Annotated in this window: 17 protein-coding genes; 13 read left to right on the top strand and 4 right to left on the bottom strand. The window is 71.1% G+C overall.

The window, feature by feature from the left end; all coding sequences use genetic code 11:
- Positions 1–21 precede the first annotated feature (21 nt).
- The 5 genes from HY049_03550 to HY049_03530 all read left to right on the top strand — a co-directional run bounded on the left by HY049_03550 (position 22) and on the right by HY049_03530 (position 6198).
- Positions 22–984 (top strand): SDR family oxidoreductase, encoded by a 963-nt coding sequence (locus HY049_03550; protein ID MBI3447982.1) that lies wholly within the window; start codon positions 22–24, stop codon positions 982–984.
- An 11-nt stretch (positions 985–995) separates the two neighbouring features.
- Positions 996–2573 (top strand): O-antigen ligase family protein, encoded by a 1578-nt coding sequence (locus HY049_03545; GenBank protein MBI3447981.1) that lies wholly within the window; start codon positions 996–998, stop codon positions 2571–2573.
- A complete protein-coding gene (locus HY049_03540; GenBank protein MBI3447980.1) occupies positions 2570–3727 on the top strand; it encodes a DegT/DnrJ/EryC1/StrS family aminotransferase in 1158 nt (385 codons plus the stop codon). Before HY049_03545 ends, HY049_03540 begins: the two co-directional genes overlap by 4 nt.
- An 89-nt stretch (positions 3728–3816) precedes the next feature.
- Positions 3817–5088, top strand: a complete 1272-nt coding sequence (locus HY049_03535) for a tetratricopeptide repeat protein (protein ID MBI3447979.1) — start codon at positions 3817–3819, stop codon at positions 5086–5088.
- A gap of 6 nt (positions 5089–5094) precedes the next feature.
- Positions 5095–6198, top strand: a complete 1104-nt coding sequence (locus HY049_03530; GenBank protein ID MBI3447978.1) for a mannose-1-phosphate guanylyltransferase — start codon at positions 5095–5097, stop codon at positions 6196–6198.
- A 4-nt stretch (positions 6199–6202) separates the two neighbouring features.
- Here the strand turns inward: HY049_03530 and HY049_03525 are convergent, their stop codons facing one another.
- The 4 genes from HY049_03525 to HY049_03510 all read right to left on the bottom strand — a co-directional run bounded on the left by HY049_03525 (position 6203) and on the right by HY049_03510 (position 12916).
- Positions 6203–8020, bottom strand: a complete 1818-nt coding sequence (locus tag HY049_03525; GenBank protein ID MBI3447977.1) for a DNRLRE domain-containing protein — start codon at positions 8018–8020, stop codon at positions 6203–6205.
- A gap of 54 nt (positions 8021–8074) precedes the next feature.
- The gene (locus tag HY049_03520; GenBank protein MBI3447976.1) at positions 8075–9898 is read right to left on the bottom strand and encodes a DNRLRE domain-containing protein; all 1824 of its coding nucleotides are present in this window, start codon (positions 9896–9898) and stop codon (positions 8075–8077) included.
- A gap of 331 nt (positions 9899–10229) precedes the next feature.
- Positions 10230–11783 (bottom strand): oligosaccharide flippase family protein, encoded by a 1554-nt coding sequence (locus tag HY049_03515; protein MBI3447975.1) that lies wholly within the window; start codon positions 11781–11783, stop codon positions 10230–10232.
- Positions 11780–12916, bottom strand: a complete 1137-nt coding sequence (locus HY049_03510; GenBank protein ID MBI3447974.1) for a glycosyltransferase family 4 protein — start codon at positions 12914–12916, stop codon at positions 11780–11782. Before HY049_03510 ends, HY049_03515 begins: the two co-directional genes overlap by 4 nt.
- Positions 12917–13068: 152 nt before the next feature.
- On the opposite strand from HY049_03510, the gene HY049_03505 reads away from it, so the two are divergent.
- From HY049_03505 to HY049_03470, 8 genes are read left to right on the top strand one after another with little or no spacing between them, the layout of a single operon-like run.
- On the top strand, positions 13069–14181 hold the full coding sequence (locus tag HY049_03505; GenBank protein ID MBI3447973.1) for a glycosyltransferase: 1113 nt from the start codon (positions 13069–13071) through the stop codon (positions 14179–14181).
- Entirely contained in the window at positions 14178–15578 is a 1401-nt protein-coding gene (locus HY049_03500) for an O-antigen ligase family protein (protein ID MBI3447972.1), read from the top strand. The genes HY049_03505 and HY049_03500 overlap by 4 nt, the downstream gene beginning before the upstream one ends.
- On the top strand, positions 15575–16309 hold the full coding sequence (locus HY049_03495; protein ID MBI3447971.1) for a class I SAM-dependent methyltransferase: 735 nt from the start codon (positions 15575–15577) through the stop codon (positions 16307–16309). Before HY049_03500 ends, HY049_03495 begins: the two co-directional genes overlap by 4 nt.
- The gene (locus tag HY049_03490) at positions 16306–17421 is read left to right on the top strand and encodes a glycosyltransferase (GenBank protein ID MBI3447970.1); all 1116 of its coding nucleotides are present in this window, start codon (positions 16306–16308) and stop codon (positions 17419–17421) included. The genes HY049_03495 and HY049_03490 overlap by 4 nt, the downstream gene beginning before the upstream one ends.
- Complete coding sequence (locus HY049_03485; protein ID MBI3447969.1) at positions 17418–18500, top strand: glycosyltransferase family 4 protein; 1083 nt, start codon at positions 17418–17420, stop codon at positions 18498–18500. Before HY049_03490 ends, HY049_03485 begins: the two co-directional genes overlap by 4 nt.
- Positions 18497–20236 (top strand): nucleotidyltransferase family protein, encoded by a 1740-nt coding sequence (locus HY049_03480; GenBank protein ID MBI3447968.1) that lies wholly within the window; start codon positions 18497–18499, stop codon positions 20234–20236. The genes HY049_03485 and HY049_03480 overlap by 4 nt, the downstream gene beginning before the upstream one ends.
- Complete coding sequence (locus tag HY049_03475) at positions 20233–21456, top strand: glycosyltransferase (protein ID MBI3447967.1); 1224 nt, start codon at positions 20233–20235, stop codon at positions 21454–21456. Before HY049_03480 ends, HY049_03475 begins: the two co-directional genes overlap by 4 nt.
- Positions 21456–22595 (top strand): glycosyltransferase family 2 protein, encoded by a 1140-nt coding sequence (locus HY049_03470; protein ID MBI3447966.1) that lies wholly within the window; start codon positions 21456–21458, stop codon positions 22593–22595. The genes HY049_03475 and HY049_03470 overlap by 1 nt, the downstream gene beginning before the upstream one ends.
- The last annotated feature ends 8 nt before the right edge of the window (positions 22596–22603 follow it).

Raw genomic sequence — 22603 nt, 5'->3', positions numbered from 1 at the left:
GCGAGGCCGGCGGGAGGATCCGTGGGGAAACTGTTCGTCGTCACCGGCGGGGCCGGCTTCATCGGCTCGAACATCGTGGAGCGCCTGCTCCGCGAGGGGGAGCGCGTCCGCGTCGTGGACAACTTCGCGACGGGACGGCGCGAGAACATCGACGCGGCGAGCCGCGCGGCAGGAGGCGCGCGCCCGGAGATCCTGGAGGGAGATCTCGCGGACGTCGAGGTCGCGCGTCGCGCCGTGGACGGCGCGTCGTACGTCCTGCACCAGGCCGCCATCCCCTCGGTGCCGCGATCGGTCGCCGATCCCGTGCGGACTCACGCGGCCAACATCACCGCGACGCTCAACCTCCTCCAGGCGGCCCGCGAGAAGGGCGTCGAGCGGTTCGTCTACGCCTCGTCCTCGTCGGCCTACGGCGACACGCCGGTCCTGCCCAAGGTCGAGACGATGCCGACCTCCCCGCTGTCCCCCTATGCCATCCAGAAACTCGGAGGGGAGCAGTACGCGCGCGTCTTCCACGCTCTCTACCGTCTCCCGACGGTCTCCCTGCGATACTTCAACATCTTCGGGCCCCGTCAGGATCCCGCCTCCGAGTACGCCGCCGTGATCCCCCGGTTCATCACGATGATGGCCGCGGGGAAATCACCGACGATCTACGGCGACGGAAAGCAGACGCGCGACTTCTGCTACATCGACAACGCGGTCGACGCGAACCTCCTCGCGTGCCGGGCGGGGGACTCCGCGCTCGGCCGCGCGTTCAACGTGGCGTGCGGGCGGCGGATCTCCCTCCTCGATCTCGTCCGCATCGTCAACGGCATCCTCGGCGCCGACGTGGCGCCCAGGCACGATCCTCCGCGCGCGGGCGACGTCCGCGATTCGCTCGCCGACGTGTCGGCCGCGCACGAGCACCTGGGGTACGACCCGAAAGTGCACCTCGAGGAAGGTCTGGCGCGGACCGCGGCTTTCTTCGTCCCGCGGATGCGTGCATGAGGAGGGGCTGAGTGGGAGGGCGGGAAGCCGCCTTCGACGCCGGGATTCTCGGCCTCATGATCCTCATCGTCACCGGGGCGCCCCTCGCTCTCGGGGCGGTCCAGCCCCCGGTCGCCGGCGCGCTCGAGTGGGCCTGCCTCGTCCTCGTGCTGGTCTGGGTGGTGCGGTGCGCGTGGGTCCCGCCCCCGAGGGACGCAGGTCCCCCCCGGTTCTCGAGGTTCGGCCTCTTCGGGCACCGCCTCGTCTCGAGCGGGGTCGAGCTTCCCGCGCTCCTTTTCGCCCTGGTCGTCGCGGCGCAGCTCGTGCCGCTCCCCTCGGCCGTCGTCCGGCGCGTGTCCCCCGCGGCCGGCGCCGTCTTCGCCGCGTCCCTGCCCGGATGGGACGCCGGGCACGTCGACTTCGCCGGCACGGGATCGTTTCTCGCGGGCGCCGAGGGGGACGCGGTGGTGCGCCGTCTCCTCGACGCTCCCGGCCCCCGTTCCGAGGGGCTCGGCGCGGCGGCGTCCACGTTCCGCCCGCTGAGCATCTACCCGTTCGCCACCGCCCAGCGGCTGGCGATCTTCGTCTCGCTGCTCGGCCTGTTCGTCGTCGCCGTCAACTTCCTCGTCGTGAGGCGCCGGGTGGCTCTTCTCACGCGCTGGCTCGTCGTCCTGGGATTCGCCATCTCCGTCTTCGGAATTCTCCAGAGGTTTTCCTGGAACGGGAAACTGTACTGGTCGATCGACGTCGACTCCGCGGCGGCTCCGTTCGGCCCCTTCATCAATCGCAACCACTTCGGCGCCTTCGTCGGGATGATCATCCCCATCGCGGCCGGGATGCTGCTCGACCAGACCCGTCGCCTCGCGGGTCCCGCGGGCGGCCGCGGGCTCTTCTCGCTGGCGGCGCACGGGCCGGAGCCCTTCGCGCGGCTCCTCCTCGTCTCCTTCGTCGTCGCGGTCATGGCCGGGGCGCTGGTCCTCTCCGCGTCGCGCGGAGCGATCCTCGCCCTGGCCTGCGCCCTCGCGCTGTCGGGGGCGGCGATGGCGGTGCGCGGGAGAGTCGGGAGGACCGAGGCGCTCGTGGCCCTGGCCCTCGTCGGCGCCGCGGTGGCCGTCTCGATCTGGCTCGGCGTGGGCCCGCTCGCCGAGAGGCTCCAGGCCTTTCGCGAGGTCGAGTCGGAGCCCTCGTTCGTCTCCCGGTTCGTCGGCTGGCGGGCGACGCTCCAGATCGCCGCGGCCTACCCGATCCTCGGGACCGGCCTCGGGACCTTCTCGGAGGCGTGGGGCTCCGTCTACCCTGCCGGGACGTCGTACGCGTGGCATGAGGCGCACAACGACTACCTGCAGCTCGCCTCCGAGACCGGGATCGTGGGCGTCCTCGTCTTCCTCGCGGGAGCCCTCGTCTTCGCGAGGAGGTATCTCGTGCCGTCGATCACCGGGGCCCGGGCGGGCGAGTCGTACGCATCGCGAGGCGTCGGCGTCGGGGTGCTGATGGTGGCGATCCATTCCCTCGTCGATTTTCCGCTGCAGATCAACGCCTGCGCCGTGCTGCTCGTGACGATGACCGGTCTGCTGGTCGCGACGCGGCTCACGGCCGAGGAGAGCGCATGAGCGTCCCGTTCCTGGACCTGACACGGCAGCACGGCCCGCTCCGCGGAGAGATCGACGCGGCGCTCTCCCGCGTGCTCGACTCCGGGCAGTACATCCTCGGGCCCGAGACCGCGGCGCTCGAGCGCGCGCTCGCCGAGCGCTGCGGCGTGCCGCACGCGATCGCCGTCGCCTCGGGGACCGACGCCATCCTACTGGCGCTCGTGGCGCTCGGCGCCGGCCCGGGCGCCGAAGTCGTGACGACGCCCTTCACCTTCATGGCGACCGGGGGGGCGGTGGCGCGCACGGGGGCGCGCCCCGTCTTCGCCGACATCGATCCGGAGACGTACAACCTCGATCCGGCTCTCGCCGAAGCGGCGGTGACGCCGCGCACGCGGGCGCTGCTCCCGGTCGATCTCTACGGGCTGTGCGCCGACTGGGCGCGGTTCGAGGGTCTCGCCGCGGCGCGCGGTGTCGCGCTCGTGGAGGACGCGGCGCAGTCGATGGGCGCCCGGTGCGACGGTCGGCCGGCCGGCGCCTTCGGCGATGCGGCCGCCTTCTCCTTCTATCCGACGAAGAACCTCGGCGGGATGGGGGACGGCGGGCTCGTCACGACCCGGCGGGCCGATGTCGCGGAGAGGATCCGGCTTCTTCGGGCGCATGGGGACGCGGGCGGTTACGATCACCGTGAGGTGGGGATGAACAGCCGGCTCGACGCCTTCCAGGCGGCGGTGCTCCTCGTCAAGGCGTCGCGCCTCGACGCCTGGAACGACGAGCGCAGGAGGATCGCGGCGCGCTACACGCGCCGGCTGCTCGATCTCTTCCCGGGCGGGGAGGGCGTGGGGCGGCGGGGCGGCCGCGCGGGCCCGATCGTTCCGCCGACTCCGGCGCCGGCGGGAAGCCTCCCGATTTTTCACCAGTACGTCGTCCGCGCCGAGCGGCGCGCGGAGCTGATGACCCACCTTCGCTCGAAATCGATTGGATGCGCCGTCTACTACCCGACGCCTCTTCACCTCCAGCCGTGCTTCCGCGACCTGGGATATCGGAAGGGCTCGTTCCCCGAATCGGAGAGGGCGGCGGCTGAGGCCCTCGCGCTGCCGATCTTCCCGGGGCTCACCGAGGCGGAACAGGACGAGGTGTGCGGGGCGATCGACGGCTTCTTCCGGGGGAGGGGGTGAGCGACCGGGGCGCGCGTCGGCTGGCATTTCCCGCGAGCCCGCCGTCTCGCTCCGCTCCCGGCCCCGGGATCCGCTGGGCGGTCACCGCGATGGCTTTCCTCGTCGCCGCCGGCGCGGCCTGGCTGCAGTTCGATCGAGGGTGGGTTGGATGGGAGGCGTCCCGTGGAGCCGAGCTCTACAACTCGGGGAAGCCCGGCCCGGCCTACCCCTATCTCACGCGCGCCGTGTCGCGAACGTCCCTCGCCGCGAAGCCGTGCCTGGATCTGGGCGATCTCGCCGTCTGGACGGTGGACGACGGAGCGTTCCAGCATTTCTACCGGATCGACGACGCGCGGACGCTGCTGCGGCTCGCCTTCCTGTCGTACGCGGAGGCTCTCAATCGGCAGCCGGGCTCGGCCAGGGCCTGGGCCGGGCTCGCCGAGGTGTTCAAGAAAGAGCGATCGCTCCGGCTGAAGGACGAAGCGGTCGACCTCGACGCCCTCTCGGGGGAGCGGCCGCAGAGCCTCGACGCCGAGGACCGCCTCGTCGTCGCGGCGTACTCGCGGTCGACCCGCCTCGAGCCCAACAACTACTTCTACCACGCTTACCTCGGAGATTTCTACGACGGACGCGGCCTGAGGCGGGAGGCGCTCGCCGCGTACGCCCGATCGATCGAGATCATGCCGGACCTGTCGTGGCACTACTACCTGCCGAAACAGGACGTGCCGGCGGACCTCTACGCCGCCGCGCGCGGAGCGCTCGAGAGGGCGCTCGTGTCGAACCACCTCTTCCTGCGCGAGAGGGTCTGGCTCAATCTCGCGGATCTCGCCGAGAGGGCGGGCGACCACGACACGGCCGTGGACGCCTACCGCCAGGCGATCGCGGCGGCCGCGGATCCGTCGCCCTACATGCAGCTCCTCGGAGAGCTCCTCTTCGGCCTGAAGCGATACGACGAGGCGGAGAAGGTTCTCAAGGACTCCATCTCCCGCCAGAGCCTGCAGTCCCGAACCTCCGGTCTGGTGTACGCGCTGCTCGGAAAGTGCGCGATGATGCGGAACGACCAGCGCGAGGCGGTCGAGTACCTGAAGCAGGCGCGATGGCTCAGCCCGACGGTGGCGTACATCGGCGTCGAGCTCGGCCAGGCGTACGAGTCGCTCGGGATGCTCGCCCAGGCGGAGGCGGAGTACGAAGCGGCCATCCGCCTCGAGCCGAACAAGGCCAGCGTCTACGCCGAGCTGATCGCCATGTACCGCAGGACGCACCAGATCAGCAAGGCGATCGCGCTGGCGCGCCGGCTCGTCGAGATGTTTCCCGACAACGAGATCTTCAAGGACCAGCTCCGATCCCTGAACCGGGAGATCGGTCGGCCAGAGGCCGGGTAGGAGAGGATGCCGGACATCTATCACGTCATCATGGCGGGCGGATCGGGAACGCGCTTCTGGCCCGCGAGCCGCAGGTCGAGGCCCAAGCAGTTTCTTTCGCTCTCGGGCGAGGCCTCGCTGATACGGCAGACGTTCGATCGCTGCGCTGCGTCGGGGCCGGCCGGGCGGATCCTCGTCTCGGCGGGGGAGGAGCATCGCGCGGGAGTCATCGCGGCGCTCCCGGAGCTTCCCGACTCGCGTTTCATCGGCGAGCCGGTGGCGCGCAACACCGCCCCGGCCGTGGGCCTCTCGGCCCTCAGGCTGTCGCTGATGGATCCCGGCGCGATCGCGGTCTTCTGCCCGGCGGATCACGTCTACTCCCGCCCGGGGGCGTACGCCGAGGCGATCGCGACGGCCGCCGAAGTCGCCGCGGCCGGCGACCATCTCGTCACTCTGGGGATTCGCCCGGCACGCCCGGAGACCGGCTACGGGTACATCGAGGCGGGCGAGGCCGGCGCGTCAGGCTCGCTGCGGGCGCTCCGGTTCATCGAGAAGCCCGACGCGGCGACCGCCTCGACTCTCGCGGGCTCCGGACGCCACTTCTGGAACGCCGGGGTCTTCGTGTGGCGGGTGGCGTCGATCCTCGACGCGATCCGCCGCCATCATCCGATCCTGCACGACGGTCTTGAGAGAATCCGGGCCGCGCTCGGCCCCGCCCTCCCGGAGGCGGCGGACGATCCGCTGGCGCGCCCGGCCGTCCGGAGCGCCGTCCGCGAGGTGTTCGCCTCGCAGCCCTCGATCTCGATCGACTACGCCGTGATGGAAAAAGCCCGGAACGTTCTCGTGGTTCCGTGCGACGCGGGGTGGAGCGACGTCGGATCCTGGGACGCCGTGGCGGAGCTCGGCGCGCCGGACGACGCCGGCAACGTCCTCGACGAGGAGGTGCTGGCGATCGAGTCGAGCGGCAACCTGGTGCGTTCCGGCGGGAAGGTCATCGCGCTCGTCGGGGTGAGCGACCTGATCGTCGTCGACGCGGGCGACGCCCTCCTCATCTGCCGCCGGGGCTCGTCGCAGAAGGTCCGAGACGTCGTGGCCGCGCTCTCCCGGAGGGGTCGCCCGGACCTACTCTGAGCGATCAGAACTTCAGGACGACGTCGCCGGTCGAGGAGGTCACCCAGACGTTCGCGCCGTCGTACACCAGCCCCTCGGGGGCCGTCGCCGCCGGGTAGATGGCGATCAGCGAGCCGTCGCTCGCCCGCAGCTTGTAGACGTTGTTGCTGAACTTGTGCGAGACCCAGATCGACGACCCGTCGTACAGCGACCAGAACGGGCCGTTGCCGACGGGTATCGTCGCGAGGACCGCCCCGTCGCTCACCCGCAGGCGGGTCACCGTGTTGTCGTTGAAGTTGCACACCCACATCGACGCGCCGTCGAAGGTCGCGCGCAGCGGGACGGCGCCGACGCCGTAGGTCGCCAGGATCACGCCGTCGGACGGCCGCATCACCTGGACGGTGTTCGCGTTGCCGTTGGCGATCCAGATATTCACGCCGTCGAACGTCACGCCGCGCGGCGAGAGCCCCGTCGCGAACGTCCCCAGATTGGCGCCGTCGCTCGCGCGCAGCTTCGTGACCGTGTTGTCGGTCTGGTTCGGGACCCAGATGTTGGTCCCGTCGAACGCGTGCGCGGTGGGCCCGCGGCCGGTGGGGTAGTCGGCGATCTTCACGCCGTCGCTCGCCCGGACCTTCGAGACGCTGTTCCCCCCGAAGTTCGTGACCCAGACGAACGCGCCGTCGGTCAGGACCGCGAAGGGGGACTGTCCCGCCGCAAACGTCCCCTGGTTCTGGCCCGTGGCGACCGACAGCCGCTCCACGCTGCTGTTGTTGAAGTTCGCGATCCAGATGTATTGCCCGTCGAATGCCCCGCCGATCGGGTGGGCGTGCGTCACGTAGGAGATCGGGATCTGATTCGACTCGTACCAGCGGAGCGCCGCGATCGCCATCGGATTGAACGGGGTCCCCGCCGGTCCGGTCGGCCCCCCGGGGCCGGTGCCTCCGATCGGGCCGTCGGCGCCCGTGGGTCCGGCGGCCCCCGGCGCACCGGCGATCCCCTGAGCGCCGGCGCTTCCCGCGGTCCCCGTCACCCCCTGAATCCCGTCGGGCCCGGTCGGCCCGGCGGCCCCCGCCGGCCCCGCGTCGCCCGCGGTCCCCGGAATCCCCTGGAGACCAGGAGATCCATTCGCACCCGGGGCCCCGTCCACCCCGGGAAGCCCCTGAGGCCCGTCCGATCCCGGGATTCCATCGAGGCCCTGAGGTCCGGTCGCCCCCACCGGGCCCGGCGTCCCCTGCGCGCCCGCCGCTCCCTGGGCGCCGACCTTCGCCACGAGATCGACGTGCAGCGCCGGCGCGTGGCTGGTGGTCACGTCGTCCCGGCTGTCGAAGGCGACGGCCGCCCCCGACGTCGAGACGATCGCGATGCCGTGGTTCGGCACGACCCCGTCAATCCAGGATTTCACGAGCGACGTGACGTCGACGTCGACGAAGGTGCCGAGCGCGCCCGGCGCGACTGTGAACGTGGAGACGGCGGCGCCGAGGGCGGGCGATGAATCGAACGTGATGCCGCTCTCGGTCCAGGAGTCTCCCACCGGCCTCACTTCGAAGGCTCCCGCGGCCATCACGCTCCGGACGAAGAGGCGGACGCGGGCGAGGCCGACGTCCGCCGATGTGATCCCGCCGGGAAGCGTCGACATGTCGAACTGGAGGAATGCGGTCTGGAGCGGAGAGAGGGAGACGTCGAGCTCGGGGGCGGCGCCGAGCTGAATCGCGGAGGCGAGCGACGACGTGTGGGCGTCGGCGAACGCGGGGGCCCGCGCCGCAAGCGCTCCGTCCGCGAAGAGAGTGGCGGCGAGCGCGACGGTCGCCGCGGCGACGAGAGAGGGGTATCGGGCAGAGTACACCGATCCGCCGGCACCCCCCATTCCAAGCTCCATTTTCCGCGGCGCGCGCCGCGACTACAGCTTCGAGACTGTGTTGCTCAGCGAGTTCGAAATCCAGAGGTTGACGCCGTCGAACGCGATCCCCTGGGGGGCGGACCCGACGGAGTAGGTGCCGATGAGCGAGCCGTCGCTGGCGCGGAGCTTCGTGACCGAGCTCGCGCCGCTGTTCGTGACCCAGATGCTCTGACCGTCGTAGCCGATCGCGAGCGGCTGCGTTCCGACGTTGAATGTGCCGAAGACCACGCCGTCGCTCGCCCGCACCTTCGACACCGTGTTGTCGTCGAAGTTCGCGCTCCAGATGTACACGCCGTCGAAGGTCAACCGCACAGGCCGCGCCCCGACGTTGACCGTCTGGGTCACGGTGCCCGCCTGGTTCAGCTTCATGAGCGTGTTGTCGTTCGCGTTGGTGACCCAGATGTTCGCGCCGTCGAACGCCACCCCTCTCGGTGAGACGCCGACATTGAAGGTGCCGAGGATGACGCCGTCGCTCGGACGGATCTTCATGACGGTGTTCGAGTTCTGGTTCGCGATCCAGATGCTCGTCCCGTCGAAAGCGACCCCCGTCGGACCGCTGCCGACGATCACCGTCCCGACGACGACGCCATCAAGAGACCGCACCTTCGAGACGGTTCCGCCGCCGAAGTTCGTCACCCAGACGTTGGCGCCATCGTACGCGAGTCCGAGGGGGTTGTTCCCTACGGTGGAGTTACTCTGGAACGCCCCGGTGCTGACTCGGAGCTTGGTCAGGGTTCCGCTGTCGAAGTTCGCGATCCAGACGTTCAGGCCGTCGAAGACGACCCCCGTCGGCTTCGCGGACGTGGCGAAGGCGATCCCGCTCTGGACGGCCTCGAACCAGCGCAGCGTGGCGATTGCGAGGAGGTTCTGTGAGTTTCCCGACGGCCCCTGGGCGCCGATCGGCCCGATGGGACCTTGCGACCCGGTCGCGCCCGCGGGCCCCGTGTTGCCGGCAGGTCCCTGCAATCCCTGCGATCCGGTCGGCCCGACCGGCCCCGGCAGCCCCTGAGCTCCCTGCGCGCCCTGCGATCCGGTCGCGCCGGCAGTCCCGGTCGGCCCCAGCGGTCCTGCGATTCCCTGGATTCCCTGAGCGCCCGTGGCCCCCGCCGGTCCGGCCGCGCCCTGCGGCCCTGCGATCCCCTGGACTCCCTGGGGTCCCTGAAGGCCCTGCGGCCCCGTCGCGCCGGCCGGCCCGCCGGGGCCGGTCAGCCCGTTGGCCCCCTGAGGGCCCTGGGGCCCGACGAAGACGAGATCGAGAAAGGCCTCGTGGCTGGTGGTCGTGTTCTCCTTGCTGTCGAAAGCACCGGCCGGCCCACCGGTGCCCGAGACGAGCGCGATCCCGTCGTTCGACACGGATCCCGCGAGCCACGCGCTGACGAGCGCCGTCACGTCGGCCGTCATGTACGAGCGCGCGGAGGTGGCGTCGATGTCGAAGGAGGTTTCGACGGTTCCGAGGGCGGGAGCCGTGCTGAACGTGATCGACTCCTCGTTCCAGGGAGCCATCACGCGCTGCACGTTGATCGTTCCCGGGCTCGTCACCTTGCTCAGCCAGATCTTGAGCGTCGCCTTGGCGACCCCGCCGCCGGTGATCGCGCTGGGAAACGAGGAGAGATCGAACTTGAGGAAGGAGGTCGCGGCTGGGCTCTGCGACACGAGGACGGAGGTCTTCGCGCCGAAGTGCCCGGTCGGGGACGCGGACGAGACGTGCGCGTCGTCCATGAGCGTCGCCTCGATCGCCAGAGCGTTTCCTCCCGAGACGAAAGCCGTTGCGATGAAACCCAAGGTCAGCCCGATCACGCGTCGGTGCATGGAAAGCAGGTCCACGATACCTCCTGACACCCGGTTCAATTCGCCCCGGCCCCGCGGTGACTTGCCGCAGGCCGCGGCCCCAAGATCATACCCCCACAGGGCGAGAACGGGAGATGAATATTGGCCAGGAGCCCGCGCAGCGCTAGGTTTCAAGCCACGTCTGTCCCGAGAGATGTAACTTCCAACCCGGAAGCGTTGAAGCGGGCAGATCCCCCACCGATATCCAAACGGTCATCGTCGTTATCCAGGCGGCGCGAGGTGTCGCGTGCGCTTCCCGGGAGCGTGACGAATCCCCTGCGTAATGGGAGAACTCATTCAACCCGCATGCCAGGAGGTTACAGGCGTGTCATCCCGCGGCGGGCCGGCGGAACACCCGGCGCGCGAGCCGCTCGGCGGGACGAAAGCGCCCGCGGAGGAGGTCTCCGAGAAGGGCCAGATCGTCGTCTCGAACCGCGGGCCTGACGATCAGGATGAAGAGCCCCGCGCCCACCGCGGCGCCGATCGGCGCGGAGAAAATCGGCGCGCCGAAGACCCGTGGGACGAGGATTGCCGCCGCGAGAACGGCCGACCCGGCGAAGGTGGGCGCCAGCGCCTCGACGTCGTAGGCCGGCGCGAGGTACCGCGAGAGCTGGCGGTGAGCGTACGCGAGCCCGACGAGGAGCGAGACGACCCTCGCCACCGCGATCGCCGCCGCCGCGGTGATGGGCGGCGCCCCCGCCGCCGCGCCCGCGCCGAGGAGCGAGGTCATGATCGCCAGCTGGGTGAGCCCCGCGACCAGATTGTGCTTCAGCCTGTCGAGGGGCGCCCCCAGGACGTACACGTACCCGGTGACGAGATTGAAGGCCGCGTAAGGGGCGACGGAGAGCGACAGCAGCGCGAGGACGAGCGTCGCCGGTCGATACCGATCTCCGCCGGCGAGCTGCAGGTAGAATCCGCTGAGGGCCGCCGACGCCACGGAAAACGGCAGGAAGACCAGGATGAAGTAGCGGGACGCGGCCCGGAGCGAGCGCGAGACGGCCTCCCCCCCTCGGGATCGAAGCTCGGCCACCTTCGCGAGGACCGGGTCGATCGACGAGGCGATCATCTGCTGGTAGTACTGGATGAAGCGCTTCGCCACGAAGTACAGCGAGAAGACCTCGGGCGACAGGAAGACGCCGACCAGAAGCTGATCGGCCTGGGTGTAGAGGTACCTGAGGTACCCGTCGGCGTAGAACGGGACGGAGTAGCGGAGCAGGGGGCCGATCGACTGCCGGCCGCTCGGGCGGGCGAGGAGATCGCGGATCGACGCGAACGTGACCGCGATGCCGGCGAGCGTCCCCGCGGCGTACCCGAGAAGGTATCCGGCGAGCCCCCTCCCGGAAGGAGCCATCAGGAAGAAGAGCGCCAGGGAAGCTCCGCGCTGCGCGATCGCGCAGAGCACGTTCGCCCTTCCGTAGGTCCGGAACCGCTGGAGGGCGACCTGCAGCACCTGGTTGGCCTCGAAGATGTTCCAGAGGAAGACCCCCGCGGCGACGATGCGGATCTCCGGCACGAAGGCGTCGTCCTTCAGGAAGAGAAGGCTGATCGGGCGGGAGGCCGCGAAGAGAATCACCGCGACGACCGCGGACACGGACGCGTTGATGAGGAGCGAGGTCCGGAGCAGGCGCGACGCGCCGTCCAGATCCTGCTGGCCCATCAGGGCCGGGAGCTCACGTGTGCACATGGTCAGCAGCCCGAGCGAGCAGATCATCGACTGAGTGACGCAGAGCGAGCTGTAGACGGCGAAGACCGCCATCTCGCGGAGCGAGAGGAGCCGCGTGCTGACGGCGATGAAGATCATCGCCAGCCCGGCGACGACGAGGCGCGCGGACAGGAGTGTGACCGTGCCGGCGGCCACCGCGCGACGCACGCCGGGGGTCAAGCCGGCGCCATCCCTTCGTAGAGCTTCATGAACTCCCGGGCGACGGCGTCCCACGAGTGCCGGCGCATCGCGGCGTCGCGCGCGGCCGCTCCGAGGCGCTGGCGCTCCGCGGGATCCCCCAGCATCTGGACGGCGGCGTCGACGAACGGCTGGCGCTCGCCCCTGGGGTAGAGTCGGCCTGTCACGCGATCTTCCACGAGCCTGGGGAGATACACGGCCGCCGGGACGAGCACGGCGCGGCCGCACGCCATCGCCTCCAGGGCGACGAGGGAGAACGATTCGTCGAGGCTCGTCAGGACGACGAGATCGGCCGCGGCGTAGATCTCCGCCATCGCGTCGTGAGGGACCTCGCCCGCGATGACGACGTCGGGGCGGATGCCATCGGCGCGGAGCCCGGCCCGGGCGCACCGTCGGACGAACTCGGAGCGTGACGGCCCGTCCCCGGCCACGACGAGCCGGGCGCCCGCCACCCTCTCGCGGATTCCCGCGAACGCCTCCGCGAGGAGGGGGAGGTTCTTGAGGGGGACGAGCCTCCCGGCGAACAGGACCACGCGGTCGTCGCCGAGGAGCCCCAGCCTCTCCCTCGCGGCGGGCGGCACCGGCCGGAAGACTCCGGTGTCGACCCCCGCCGTGACCTCGTGGATGCCGGCCCGGAAGTTCTCCCGAAGATAGGGAGCGACGGCGCCCACACCCGCCACGTGGCGGCAGCGGCCGATGAGCGCCCTGTGGGTGAGCGAGGGGGGGCCGGGGAAGAGGACGAGCGACGGGATGAAAAGCTCCGACTCGAGGCGATGCGCCAGGCGGGCCAGCCCGGTGACGTGAACGACGTCCGGCCGGGGGAGGCCGGCCCGGATGAGGCGGAACGCCGCCCGCTCGAACCATCGAAGGTCCAGATCCAGGAGTCGCCAGCCGGCGTTTCCGAGGCGGTGGGCCGTCGATCTGAGATACGGCGTCCGGGCGTAGCGCGTCGGAATCCCCTCGATGGGCGCTGGGGTTGGCGAGAGGGCCGGCGTCCCGGTGATGATCTCGAGCTCCGCGCCCGCCGAGCGAAGGGCCCGAGCGAGGCTCAGGTCGTAGATTTCGCCCCCGCCGCGGTGGATCGCGGCGAGTCGGTTGACCAGCGTGACGCGCATCCGGGCCATTGTAGTGCCGTTCCGCCGTGGAGTCGGCGGGCGGGCTCCGCGTGCCACAGGTGTGACGCTCCCGTTGCGCGGCGTGGGTATCCGTTATAGATTGAAGTAGTTATGGGGAGCGGGGCCCGCGGCGGGGCGGACTTCGTCAAGTGATGGCGGACGCGCTCCTGCTCGTCTGCGACTTCAACGCGCGCGGTGGCACGCAGACGCAGGTGATGGAGCTCCTCGCGGCGCTCGATCGCCGGGCCTGGTCGCCCACTCTCTGCGCCCTTCATCTTGATGACGCCCTCAAGAGACATCTCGCACCGCTTCGCGTCCCGATCGTCGACCTCCATCTCCGGGGATGGTTTCGCCCCGCGACGCTCTCGGCCGTCGCCTCCGTCGCCTCGCGAATGCGCGCGGACAGGGTGCGCGTCGTCCACGCCTTTCTCCGCGACGGGAATCTCTTCGGCGCCGCCGCGGCGCGCCGGGCCGGCGTTCCGTACATCACCTCGGTCCGCAACCTGGACCTCAGGAGGCGCCCCCTCGATCTCGCCCTCAGCCGATGGGCTCATCGGGGCGCGGCCGCGGTGACGTTCAACTCGCGGCAGGTGCGCGATCTCGTCGTCACGCGGGAGCGCATCCCCCTCGCCCGGACGAGGATCATCGCGAACGGCATCGGCGAGGTCCCCGCCGCGACGGACCAGCCGGCCGGCGCCGATCCATGGCCGGCGGAGGCGTCGCCGCGCCTGCTGTGCGTCGCGTCCCTCTCGGCCAAGAAGGGGCATCCCTACCTCCTCGAGGCGTTCTCGCGACTTCGCCGCACGCACCCCGGCGCCGCGCTCGTGATCGCGGGGTCGGGGCCCGAGCGCCCGTCCCTCGAGGGGCGCGTCCGGGCGCTCGGGCTCGCAGGCTCGGTCATCCTCGCCGGCCATCGCGACGACGCCCGCGCGCTGCTCGCACGCGCCGACCTCCTCCTCCTCGCCTCGATCGAGGAGGGGATGCCGAACGTTCTCATCGAGGCGATGGCCGCGGGGATTCCCCAGGTCGCCACCGGCGTGGGCGCCGTTCCCGAGACGATCGACGAAGGCATCACGGGGTACGTCGTCCCCCCGCGCGATCCGATTCTCCTCGCCTCACGCGCGGAGAGGATTCTCTCGGACGGAGATCTGAGACGTCGCATGTCCGCGGCGTCGCGCGAGCGATTCACGCTCCGCTTCGGACGCGACCGGATGGCGCGAGAGCACGAGGCGCTCTACGTGGCCGTGGCCGGGGGGGGGCGATGAAGACCCTCGCGCTGGCGTTCCCCGGGCGCGAGCGCCTCTCGAAGCGGCGGATGATCGCCGGGCTGATTCTCACGGGGGCCACCCTCACGATCCTGTTCGCGATGGTCGTCCTCAGGCTCTCGATGCCGGGGATCCTCCTCGGCGCGGCCCTCGTCGCGGCCGCGGCGGCGACGGTCCTCTTCCCGGAGGTCGGCCTTCACGCGCTGATCCTGAACGCCGTCGTGGGCCTGGCGCACCTCGCCGATCTCCCGCGCCTCGGCCCCCTGTCCGTCCCCATCGCCTTCGAGCTGATCCTCGCGGCCGCCTTCGCCGTCCAGGTGGCGATCGGCAGGCGCCGGCTCCACGTCGGCTCGCTCCAGCACCTCCTGTTCGCGGCCCTCACGTTCTGGGTGGTCGTCTCGCTGCTCGTGAACGGCCGCGTCACCGAGGAGAACCTCGACGCGATCCGCAATCTCTACCTCGTCCGGCTCCTCATCTTCTTCCTGGTCACGAGCCTCTTCGTGGGCGAGAGCGCCATGAAGCGGCTCGTCGGCGTTCTCACGCTGGCGAACATCGGCCTCGTCGTCGCGTCCGTGGGCGGCCGTCTCGGCGTCTTCGGCCAGGAGAAGGTCGTCATCTCCGAGAAGATGCTGAGGACGACGGGCATCGTGCACAACCCGAACAACCTGGCGTTCGAGCTGACGACGATGCTCATCCTCGCGGTCTTCTCGTTCTTCGTCGTCGAGCGGCGCTGGCTGAGGACGGCGCTCCTGCTCCTGGCCGTCGCCGACGGCGCGGTGATCCTTTCGACGCTGTCGCGATCGGGCTTCATCTCGATGGCGGCGGTCCTCGTGTTCATGTTCTTCAAGGTCACCCGCAGCGCGCGCGTGATCGCGATCGTCCTCATCGTCGCCGTCCTCGGCGGCGTGGCCTCGCAGACGAATCTCGTGAAGCGGTTCCAGAGAATCGACGAGATCAAGGACGTCGATCGGTTCAAGATGGCGGTGATCGGCCTGAACGCCGCGAAGGCCAACCCCGTGTTCGGCGTCGGGATCGGCAACTTCCTCCGCGACTTCGATCGATACGACACGGTCAACTTCCGCCGGCACCTTCCCACGCACGACATGTACCTCGACCTGTCGGCGCAGATGGGGTTCCCGGCGCTCATCCTCTACCTCGCCGTCCTCGGGATCACCTGGCGGGGTCTGCGGAAGATCGAGACGCGCCTCGAGGCGCGCGGCGACCGCCGCTCGTTCCTGTACATGTTCGGCCTGGCCGTGCAGTGCTTCCTCGTGAACCTGTGCGTCTTCGGGTTCTCGGGAGACGTCGAGTTCGAGTACAGCGTCTTCATCATGCTGGCTCTCGGCATCCTGCTCCGCCAGAGGTTCGACGAGATGGAGGCCGTCGCGGCGCGATGAAGAGCCTGGCGGACCGCCGGCGTGCCTCGATGATGATCGGGGCCCGTTACTACACGCTCGCCCGCCATCGCGACACGCTGCTGAAGGCGGCGATCGCCGACAACCTGCCGAGGGAGGGCCGTTTTCTCGACGCGGGGTGCGGGAAGAAGCTGATGCTCGCGCAGATCTTCAGGGACCGCTGCCGCCTCGCGGTCGGCGTCGATCTCGAGGCGATGGCCGAATCGGGGCCGGGGGCGAGGGGGGTCGTCTCGGACATCGGCGCGCTGCCGCTCGCGGCCGATGCGTTCGACGTCATTGCGATGCGATCGGTCTCCGAGCACCTGGCGGATCCGGTCGCGGCCTTCCTCGAGATCGCCCGCGTCCTCCGGCCGGGCGGCGCCGCGATCGTGCTGTGCCCCAACAAGTGGTACTACTCGTCGATCCTCGGCCGGCTCGTCCCCGAGCGCATCGCGCCCTGGGCCCTCCGCACGATCTTCGGCAAAAACGTGTACGACAACTTCCCCACGTACTACCGCGCGAACACCCGGCGCGCCCTGCGGGCGCTGGCCTCGAGCGCGGGCCTCGCGCTCGAGCGGGCGACCCCGTGCGAGCACCCTCCCGACTATCTGAAGCTCTCCCCCTTCCTCTACCGGCTCGGCGTCACCTGGGATCGCGTCACCTCGCGCTGGCCTCCGCTCCATGGACTCGCGGTCTCCTACCTCTTCGTGATGAGAAAGCCGGTGAGGCCTTGACGCGGAAAGTCGTCCTCGTGATCGGCCAGCTCCAGCAGGGGGGCGCCGAAGGGCAGCTCGCGCTGCTCGCCCGCGGCCTCGCCGGAGCCGGATTCGTGCCCGCCGTCGCCTGCCTCTCCGAGGTGGCCGAGCCGCACGCCTCGAGCCTCAGGCGCGACGGGATCGAGGTCACGCTTTTTCCGCGGCGGGGCCGCCGCGATGTCGCGCGCGTGAGGGGCCTCGCCTCGATGCTCCGGGAGACCGGCGCTCATCTCGTCCACTCGTTCCTCGTCGGGGCGAACGCCTACGCGTACGCCGCGTCGCGGCTCGCGGGGCTCCGCCGCCTGATCGTCTCCTCGCGCACGACCATGCCCATCCCCTCGCGAGCAAGCCGGCTCGTCCACTCCTGGGTTTTCCGCAGCGCGTCGAAGGTGATCGCCAACGCCGAGTCGGTGAAGGAGTTCACCTCGGCGTACTACGGGGTTCCCGCCGCCTCGATACGCGTCGTGCGCAACGGGGTCGACACCGCCGGCGCGCGCGCGGCCGCCGGAGATCGCGCGGCGGCCCGCGCCGAGATGGGGGTGCCGGCCGAAGCGGTGCTCGTCGGGACGGTCGGCCGCCTGTCGCGGGAGAAGAACCTCGATCTCTTCGTCGACCTCGCCGCCGCCCTGGCGCGCGAGAGCCCGTCCACACGGTTCGCCGTCGTGGGAGACGGCCGGCGACGCGACGCGCTGGCGCGATCGATCCGCACCGCCGGGCTGACGGAGCGCGTCGCGCTCCCGGGCGCGCGCTCCGACGTGCAGAGGCTGCTCGCCGCGATGGACGTATTCGTGCTGACCTCCGACACGGAGGGACTCCCGAACGCCGTGCTCGAGGCGATGGCCGCGGGGCTCCCGGTGGTCGCGACGCGCGTCGGCGGGGTCGGGGAGCTGGTCGCGGACGGCCTCTCCGGCCATCTCGTGCCTCCCGGGCAGATCGTTCCCCTGCTGACCGCGGTCCGCGCGCTGGTCGCGGACCCCGGCCTCCGGGCGCGCCAGGGGAGCGCGGGACTCGGGCGCATCGCATCGGATTTCGGCGTCGCGCGCATGATCGAGGCGACCGCAGGAGTCTACGAGGAGGTCCTGTCCACGTGAAACGCGTCGCGATCCTGTGCGAGGTCCTCCACCCGCCCCTCGACGAGGGGGTCCGGATCTTCGCGGCGGAGATCGGGGCGGCGATGTCCCGGCGGCGGGAGGTCCTTCTCCTCGGCGAGCTCGACGCCGAGGTGAAGGGGATGGCCGTCCACGGCGTCCTGCGCGACCGCTTCTTCGTCGGATCGGCGCTCTCCCGGTCGATCGCGTCGTTCGCCCCCGAGGGAATCGTCTACATCCCGTGGACCTCGCTGACCCCGCGCACCTTTCTCAGGACGGCCGTCCTGCGGCGCCGCGCGCCGTCGGCCCGATTGGGGGTCGTCGCCCTCCAGCCCCGGGATCCGGGATGGCTCATGCGGGTGGGAGCCCGCCTCGGCCCCCCCGATCGCCTCTTCGCGCTCGGCCCGTCCGTCGCGGCGCTCTCGGCGCGGCTCGGGCTCGCCTCGACGCGGCTCGAGGGGGGCGTCGACACGGCGCGCTTCCGCCCCCTCGGCGACGCGTCGAAGAGCGCTCTCCGGCGATCCCTCGGCCTCCCCGCGTCGGCGTACATCGCCCTTCACGTCGGTCACCTCAAGGAGGCGCGCGGCGTGCTGGCCCTCAAGTCGATCCAGGCGATCCCGGGCATGCAGGCGCTCCTCGTCACCAGCACGAGCACGCAGGGTGACGCCGACGTCCGCCGCGAGCTGCAGCAGGCGGGGGTGCGCGTCGTGGATCGCCACCTCGCGGACATCGAGGAGCACTACCGCGCCTCGGACTGCTACGTCTTCCCGGTCCATTCGTCGCTCGACGCGATCGAGCTGCCGCTCTCCATCCTGGAGGCGATGGCGACGAACCTCCCGATCGTCACGACGAGATTCGGCGGCGTCCCCGCGCTCCTCGACGGGGCGGGAGCGGGCGTCGTCTTCTTCGAGTCGGAGGCGGAGCTGCCGCGCGCGGTGCTCGGCATGCGCCAGGATCGCCCCGCGCCGGAGCTGAGGCGCCGCCTCGAGCGGCTGACGTGGGACGGAATGGCGGAGCAAATCGTGAAGAGCCTCGAGGCCGCCGTCCCGGCTCCCCCGGCTTCGCGGGAGGCGCGGGCTTGACGGACCCGGCGGTGATGCGCGCCGCGGTGGCTCTGGCGCTCGGGATCGCTCCCGGGGCAGGGGGCGCGCGGGCCGCCGGCGATCTCTCGGCGGAGGAGTCCTCGGCCGTCGTCTCCCTCCTGGCCTCGAACAAGGTGTCGCTCCTCGCGCTCTTCGAGGCCGGAGAGGGCGCCGATCCGCTCCGATCGGCCGTCGCCGCCTCGCCGGCCGGCGCCGCGACGATCCTCTCGGCGCGCGCCCGCAGGCAGGAGCTGATCGACGCGTATCGTCCCGTCGCCGAGGCGCTCGCGGCCTCCGGGATCCGTCCCGTCCTCTTCAAATCTGCGGCCCCCTTTCCCTACCTGAGCAGCAATCTCGACGTGCTCGTTCCCCCGAGCCGCTTCGAGGAGAGCGCGCGGATCGTGGCGGCCCTGGGACACATCCGTTTTCCGCACTACCGCGAGGACCACAAGCTCCTCTTCCGCACGTTCGAGCGCGGCCGGCCTGGCCTGAGCGTGCACCTGCACGAGTGCGTCTCCTGGGGAAAGATCGTCGTCGCCGACGGCGAGGAGGTGGCCGCGCGTTCGGTGGGCGGGGAGGAGCCATGGCTCCGCGTCTCGTCGCCCGCGGACGCGCTCACCGCGACGCTCGCCCACTCGATTCTCGAGACCGACGAGGTGCGCCTGAGCGACCTGCGCACGGTCCGGCGGTGCCTCGCCCGCGGCGCGCGCGTCACCGACTTCCTCGCGGAGGCGAGGGAGCGCCGGTGGGAGGCGGCCGCGTCGTCGTCGCTCTTCCTCTACGACGCCGTCTGCCGCGCGGCCGGGGCCGGGCCGCTCATCGAGGAGGCCGATCGCGATCGCGCCGTGGACGCGTTGGCTCGCTCCGCATGGGCGCGCCGATCGATCCGCCGGGTCGTCCCCACGGCGGGAGTGGCGCTCCCGCACAGGACGCCGCGCTGGTTCTCGAAGGGGCATCTCGTCGCCCTGATCGCCGGGGACGACCGGCGGGAGCCGGATCGCAGGGTGAGGGATCTGGCCGCGAGCGGGTGGAACCTCGTGGCCAACCGGCTCGCGATCCGATGCCGCCCCGCCCAGCTCATCACGATCAGCGGTCCGGACGGCGCGGGCAAGAGCCGTCTCGCCGAATCGGTTGAGCGGACCCTGAGGCTGTGCGAGGTTCCCGTCGCGCGACTCTGGAGCCGCGGCGGCTTCTCGCGGATGGCGGTGTCCGGGAAGGCGCTCGCGCGCCGCGTCGCGAGCGGCCGGATCCCCGCGGCGCGCGACGAGGAGGCGAAGCGGGCGTTTCTCTCGGGACGCTGGAGGCGGAGCCTGTGGACCTGGGCCGTCGTGCTCGAGCAGGCGGCGTCGCTCCAGCGGGCGCGGCTCGCGCTCGCGGCCGGGCGGACGATCATCTGCGATCGCTACGCGTACGACGCGCTCGCCGATCTCCTCGGCCGCTCTCCGGACGGCGGGCGATCCCTGCCCGCGCGGGCGGCCGGCTTCCTCCTCGGGGCGGCTCCCGCGCCGGACATCGCCTTCCTCATCGACGTGAACGCCGAGATCGCGCACGCGCGGAAGGAAGACGGGACGACGCTCGAATCGCGCCGGCGCCTCGCGGGCGCCTACCGGACGATCGCCGGCGCGGCCCCGTTCGTGCGCCTCGACGGGGATCTTCCCTTCGACGAGATGGCGCAGCAGGCGATCGACGCGTCGGTGCGCCGGACGTTCGACGCCTTCGCGAGAGATCGCGCATGAAGGTCGCGTACCTCGTCTCCCTCTTTCCGAAGATCTCCGAGACGTTCATCCTGCGGGAGATGCAGTCGCTCCGCGAGCGGGGAGTCGAGGTCGCGGTCGTGTCGCTGAAGAGCCGGCGGGAGCCCCTCGCGCATCCGGGCGCCCGCGAGTTCGAGGCCGATACCATCTACGCCGACGGCGCGGGCCCCGCCGCGGCCGCGTTCGTCTCGTCTCTCGCGACGCGCCCGCTCGCCTCGGGCGGCGCGCTGGCCCGGGTGACGGCGGGGTCCCTGGCGACCGCCCCCGCCGAACTAGTGAAGTCGCTTCCGCTCGTCGCGGTCGCGGCTCGCGTGGGGCGGCTGCTCAGGGCGCGGGGCATCGATCGCGTCCACGCCCACTGGGCGACGTACCCCGCCCTCGTGGCCTGGGCCGTCCGGAGGCTCGAGGGGATCCCGTACTCCCTCACGGCGCACGCGCACGACATCTTCGCGCCGAACCCGCTCCTGAGGCGCAAGATCCTCGAGTCCGACTTCACCGTCACGATCTCCGAGTCCAACAGGAGGCACCTCGAGCGCGCGTGCGGCGCGGAGGCGGCCCGGCGCCTTCGCGTCGTCCACTGCGGCGTGCCGCTCGGCGAGTACCCGGTGAGGGAGGCGCTTCCCGCCGGTCCCGTGCGCGTGATCTCGGTCGGGAGGCTCGTGGACTACAAGGGGTTCCCGACGCTGCTCCGCGCGATCGCGACGCTGCGCGACCGCGGCCGCGACGTCACCTGCGAGATCATCGGTGACGGGCCGCTCGAGGCGACGCTCCGCCTGCTGATCCGCGAGTTCACCCTCACGGATCGCGTCGAGCTGACGGGGTCCCGCCCGATGGACGAGGTGCGGCGGACGATCTCGGCGGCGAGCGTGTGCGCCCTCGCGTGCGAGCGGGGACGGGGCGGCCTGATGGACGGCATCCCCGTCGTGCTGATGGAGGCGATGGCCCTCGGCGTGCCGGTGGTCTCGACGCGGCTCTCCGGCATCCCCGAGCTCGTCGAGGACGGAAGGACCGGGCTCCTCGTCGAGCCGGGGGACGCGCGCGCTCTCGCGGATGCGCTCGACGCGATCACGACGGACCTCCCCCTCGCCGCTCGGCTCGCGGGCGCCGCGCGCCGCCACGTCGAGGATCACTTCGACATCGCGAAGAGCGCCGACGCGCTCCTCGCGCTGATGCGCTCGCCGCCCGCGGGAGCGGCTCGCTGATGGCCCGCGCCGCGTTCGCCGCGTTCGCGGGGCTCATCCTCTACTCGTACGCCGCCTATCCGATGATCCTCTGGACGCTCGCGGTCCTGTTCGGGAGGAGGAGCCGCGCCGACGAGGCGCACACTCCCTCGGTCTCGGTCCTCGTCCCGGCGTACAACGAGGAGGCGGTCATCGCGCGGAAGATCGAGAACACTCTCGCTCTCGACTACCCCCGCGACCGGATCGAGATCGTCGTCGCCTCGGAGTCGACGGATGGCACCGACGGGATCGTCGCGGGGTACGCGGGCGCCGGCGTGAGGCTGCTTCCGAGCCGCGTGCGGCAGGGGAAGGTGCGGAACCTCGCGCGCGCGGTGCCGGAGAGCCGCGGGGAGATCCTTCTCTTCACGGACGCGAACGCGATGATCCGCCCCGACGCGCTGCGGAAGATGGTCCGCCACTTCGCGGACCCCCGCATCGGCTCGGTCTCGGGGCGGCTCACCTACGCGAACGACGAGAGGACCGCGGCGGGAGCGTCGGAGGAGGTGTACTGGGGGATGGAGCAGCTCCTCAAGTCGGCGAGCAGCCGCCTCTTCTCGCTGCCGGGTGCGAACGGATCGCTCTTCGCCGTCCGGCGCGAGCGCTTCCGGCCGATCGCCCCCGATCGCGGCGACGACTTCGAGATCCCGATCCGGTGCATCCTCGACGGGTACGGCTCCATCCTCGAGCCGGGCGCGGTCTCCGTTGAGGGGGCGACGGCCCGCTTCGTCCACGAGTACCGCCGCAAGGTCCGGATCATCAACTGGATGCTCACGAGCGCCGCCGTCCTCCTCAAGGAGGCGATCGGGCGGGGGAGATGGCTTCTCGCGTTCCAGCTCCTGTCGCACAAGATCAACCGCTGGGCTGTCCCCTTCTGGCTCGCCGGGCTCTTCATCGCCAATCTCTTCCTGCTCGACGCGGGCCCGATATTCCTCGCGTCGGCGATCGCACAGGCGGCGTTCTACGCGGTCGCCCTCGGCGCGATCGCCATGGAGCGCGGGGCGGCGCCCCTTCGCGGCTGGCTCGCGCTGCCGGCCTACTTCGTCGTCGTGCACGCCGCCTCCGCGGTCGGCGTCGTGACGTGCCTCCTCGGCCGCGAGGTGACCTGGCACAGGACGAGGTGAAGGGCGAC

The organism is Acidobacteriota bacterium (assembly GCA_016195325.1).
In the GTDB taxonomy this organism is placed as follows: domain Bacteria; phylum Acidobacteriota; class Polarisedimenticolia; order JACPZX01; family JACPZX01; genus JACPZX01.
Note: the sequence above shows the minus strand (reverse complement) of the source record. Positions and strands in the feature narration are given on the sequence as shown.